Here is a 1,139-nt window from a genome sequence, read left to right on the forward strand (position 1 = left end):
GTGCTCATCACCTGCGCGTCGACATGCTCGAACGCATGCAACTGCCCGTCCTCGAACAGGGCGGGGGAAGTCGTGGCGAGCAGCGCCTGTGACAATTCGCGGCAGGTCCGCGCCTCGGCGGGCTCGCCGTTGAAGGTTGTGCCGCGTCCTACGACGCCGATCCAGCGCTCGGCGATGATCGGCTGGTCGATCACCCCCAGCACCGGCCAGTCTGCTTCCAGCAACGCGATCAGCGTGCCGAATATCGGCCGCCCGGCGATGAAGCTGCGCGTGCCGTCGATCGGATCGAGCACCCAGGTCCGCCCGCTGGTGCCGGGCCGTGCGTCCTCTTCCTCGCCAATGATGCCGTCCATTGGCCGTTCGGCGATGATCAGCCGCCGCATCGCCGCCTCCGCCGCCTTGTCCGCCAGCGTCACGGGCGAGGCATCGGCCTTGGCCTCAAGCCCGTGCTCACGGCGGAAATAGGGGCGGATCGCAGCGCCCGCCGCATCGGCGAGACGTTTGGCGAGTTCGATATCGGCGTGGGAGACAGGCATGAGGTTTGCCTAGCGGGGGAGTTTGGGCTTCGCCAGTCCTGTTGGGTTGGTGACGGAGGGGCGCCCAAACTCGGTCGTTCGCAAGCCATGCCCGCGCACCCGGAAGCCGACGTTACCGTCTCGAACTTATAGCGGGCGGATTTGCCGCGATGCACTCGGTTGAGATCGACTGCAGCTCGGTCGCCAGAGGTTGCGTCTTCAACTCATCAACGGACTTCGTCGCAAGCAGTCGGTCCGTGACGCACGCACAGATAGGGGTCACATCGATCTTGGCCGTTGCGGCGTTCTTTGCCGAGGCCCGGCACTGTTCGATTGAGCGGCTGCGAAAGGAACTGCGGAACGCGATATCGTAGGCGGCCTGGTAGTCCCCATTGGTGCCGCTTTGGACGGCAGAGGGCGAGGTAAGGAGGAGAGCCATCACGATCATCTCCCGCATCTATCACGGAATCGAGCGTCTGCTATCGCAATCGCGCTGCCAAAATCTGACGGTCGGATATCCACCCAATTGCAAACGCTACGCACAACTGGCCACTGACACGGCCGCCAGATCAGAACGGAAACCAGCGGCTCTTTTCGCTGAACTTCATGTAGCCGACATTGACG

The 1,139-nt window shown here is 63.7% G+C and carries 2 protein-coding genes; both read right to left on the minus strand.

Going from position 1 to position 1,139, the window contains the following annotated elements; genetic code table 11:
- The coding region (locus U1769_RS25250; protein WP_332720907.1) for an inositol monophosphatase family protein at window positions 1-536 on the minus strand (536 nt) is incomplete at its 3' end.
- 112 nt (window positions 537-648) lie between these two features.
- Window positions 649-972, minus strand: a complete 324-nt coding sequence (locus U1769_RS25255) for a hypothetical protein (protein WP_332720908.1) — start codon at window positions 970-972, stop codon at window positions 649-651.
- Window positions 973-1,139: the final 167 nt, after the last annotated feature.

The sequence above is a fragment of the Parasphingomonas zepuensis genome (assembly GCF_036663735.1).
Classification (GTDB): Bacteria; Pseudomonadota; Alphaproteobacteria; order Sphingomonadales; family Sphingomonadaceae; genus Sphingomonas.

What these genes read in the sequence shown, in the direction of transcription:
- U1769_RS25255 (WP_332720908.1), bottom strand. Translation starts at nt 972, where the DNA reads ATGCGGGAGATGATCGTGATGGCTCTCCTCCTTACCTCGCCCTCTGCC.